This is a genomic window from Romboutsia sp. 13368, from assembly GCF_018336475.1.
Lineage (GTDB): Bacteria > Bacillota > Clostridia > Peptostreptococcales > Peptostreptococcaceae > Romboutsia.
Map to the genome: position 1 here is coordinate 699,267 of NZ_CP048741.1, position 3,436 is coordinate 702,702.

Here is a 3,436-nt window from a genome sequence, read left to right on the forward strand (position 1 = left end):
TTTTTATTAATATTTATTTAAGATAATTCCTTTTTAATATTTATGATAATTTATCAAATGATATGATTATATCTATTTTATTTAATATATATGTTATAAATATTTTATGTGAATAAATTTATTATATCCTTATCTGATAAACTTTTAAGAAGTCCACTATTAGATAAATCATCATTTATGAAATCTTTTATAAGTTTATCCTTGTTTTCTTGAAGTTTAATTATATTTTCTTCAATAGTTCCTTTTGCAATAAGCTTAATAACATGAACTACATTTTTTTGTCCAAATCTATGGGCTCTATCACTAGCTTGATTTTCAACAGCAGGATTCCACCATGGGTCAAAGTGAATTACAACATCAGCACTAGTTAAGTTAAGTCCACTTCCACCTGCTTTTAAAGATATTAAAAATACTTTAACATCTTCACCTTCATTAAATTTATTAACGAGATTTAATCTTTCTAAAGCATCTGTTTGACCATCTATATAATAGTAATCTATATTATTTTTAGAAAGCTCACTTCCTATATTTTTAAGAACTGAAGTAAATTGAGAGAATAAAAGTATTTTATGATTATCTTCTATAGAATCTTTTAATATCTCTAATGTAGCTTCTGTTTTAGAACTTTTTTTATTATATCCTTCTATTAAAACACTAGGGTCTAAACACATTTGTCTAAGCTTAGTTAAATAAGAAAACATTGTTATCTTATCAGTTTTAACATCTTTATTATTTATTTTTTCTTTTATTTCTTCAACATAAGCACTATATACTTTTCTTTGATCTTTATTAAGCTCAACAAAGAATTTAGTTTCTATTTTATCAGGAAGTTCTGTCATAACTTGAGCTTTAGTTCTTCTTAGTATAAATGGTTTTATAAGTTTTCTTAAGTTGTTAGCATTATACTCATCATATATAAATAAATCCTGGAACTTATTTCTGCTATATAAATATCCTGGCATAACAAAATCAAATATTGACCAAAGTTCAAGTAAGTTATTTTCAATAGGAGTACCTGTAAGTGCAAATCTAACCTTAGAACTTATACTTTTAACTGCATTTGTACTTAAAGAAATTGGATTTTTTATATTTTGAGCTTCATCTATTATAAAGTAATCAAAAATTTTAGTTTCATAAAAATCTAAGTCATTTCGAAGTGTTGCATAAGTTGTTATAATTACATCATAATCATTAATAGTATTTAATAATTTTTCTCTTTCTTTTTTATTACCATGAATTAAAAGTACTTTAATGTCAGGTGCAAAATTTTCAAATTCACTTTTCCAGTTGTATATTAATGAAGTTGGTGTAACTATTAAGCTCTTAGTTTTACTATCTTTTTGCTTTTTATAAAGTAAAAAAGATATAGTTTGAAGAGTCTTACCAAGACCCATTTCATCAGCAAGTATACCTCCAAATTTATAATGGTCTAGAGTTTTAAAATAATTAAGACCAGCTATTTGGTAATCACGAAGTTTAGCATTTAAATTTTCAGGAATACTTAAATCTAAGTTTTCTATATTATCAAAGTCATCGCAAATACGATTTATAAGTTGTCTACCTTCTACAAAGTTTAAATTTTTATTATTAAACATATCATTTATATACATAGCTTTACTAAAAGGTATTTTAGAATCATCAAAATTTGATACATTTAAGTTTTCAACTAGTTCAAATAAATCTTTAGTTTCTCTATCTTCTAAGTCTAAGAAACTACCATTTTTTAATTTATAAAATCTTTTTCTTTCTTTAAATGCAAGAAATGCATCTTTATATTCATTATCACCTATATCATCAATATTAAATGAAAATTCTAAATAACCATTTAGACTATCTCTTATAGATGCATGAATTGAATTAGCTTTTATAATTTTTTTATTTTTGAATTTATCAGAATAATATACATCCCCTAGACTTTTTAAAGTCATTATATCCATATCTAAGAAATTAAATAAATCTGTGTCATCTCCATTAAATATATAATATGAGCCATTATATATAAAATTAAGAGATACAAGTTTATCTTTAAATACTTTTTCCTTTTCTAAATTTCTAACTACATACTTAGTTTTATTTTCATCATAATACTCGAATTTTAATTCACATATTACATTGCTATTTTTTAAATCGAAATAAAATTTAGTATTAAAATCGTTTACAATGTTATCTTTTATTTCATTATCGATTTTTACATCATTTGAAAAACTTTTAACTTTAGGTAGTAAATTGCTTAAAAGAGGATCTATTTCTTCCTTTGTAAAAGTTATAATGTTGTATTCTTTTAATATAGAGTAGAGTTTTTTATAATTTCTAGCATCTTCGTGAGATAGTAAATATATATTTTCATTATATAAAACAACATCCCCTTTGTGAGTAAGAGGTACAGGTAAATTAGTATTACATTTAAGCTCTATATTTTCATTTTGTTTTTCTAAATCTAAATTTATAGGTAAATGTCCATTTATAACTTTAGGAGTATAAATTTCATTATTATAAGTAAGCGTAAATTCTTTATTTCCTAAAGTTTTTAAAAATCTCTTTAATCCACTACTTCCAATATCTAAAAGCTTATGATTGAAAGTATTTGATAGCATAGTGTTTTTTCTTCCAAAGTCTTCTATTATATCTACTAACTCTTCATCTACATCTTCAAAGTAATGAATGTTAGGATTATATATGAAATTTTTTCCATACTCTAACAAATCATTATTAATTCTAGAAAAAGCAAAATCTTTTAAGTTTTTTAGGACATACATTTTATCTGTACCTATTTTAAAATCTGCAAAAACTCCGTTATCACTTATTTCTATATTTACTTCTAAATTTACCTTTTCCTTTTTATCGTTATCAAAGTAAGATAGAAGTTGCTTATTAGGTGTAGTAGTAGTGTTAAATGAATTTTCATTAGTATTTTTATTTAAAATACTATCTACTAATTTAAGTGAAGCATCTTTTTTTAATTGTCTAATACCTAATATACTTGTTGCCGCAATATGCTTACATATAAATATATTATTTTGTTGATGTCGTGAAATATAATCTTCACAAGTACAACTACACCCTATTATTTTATTATTTAATGTATCTATAGAAATAGATGTTGTATAAACATCATTAAAAAATTCTGACTCAGCTATTGCATCAAATGTAACTGTACCATCATTTATATTTATTGTTATATGGTCAACTAGTTTTCTATTAAAATATTTAATTCCTCTAGCCCATCTAGAGGGTACAGTACTATTCATTACTAAATTTTGTATATTATTAAAGTCCAAAATATCACCTTGCTCTCTGTTGTATATAAAATATTATAGTCTAAAACTAACACAATAACACAAAAACTTTTATAAACTTTATTACCATAAATTAATATAACATATTAATACAACAATATAAGAACATCTAAAAAACTTGCAAAATCAATATAAATATA

General features: G+C 23.2%; 1 protein-coding gene. It reads right to left on the reverse strand.

Going from position 1 to position 3,436, the window contains the following annotated elements:
• Positions 1-104 precede the first annotated feature (104 nt).
• Complete coding sequence (locus tag G3997_RS02780; RefSeq protein ID WP_330616180.1) at positions 105-3,278, reverse strand: DEAD/DEAH box helicase; 3,174 nt, start codon at positions 3,276-3,278, stop codon at positions 105-107.
• Between the last annotated feature and the right edge of the window lie 158 nt (positions 3,279-3,436).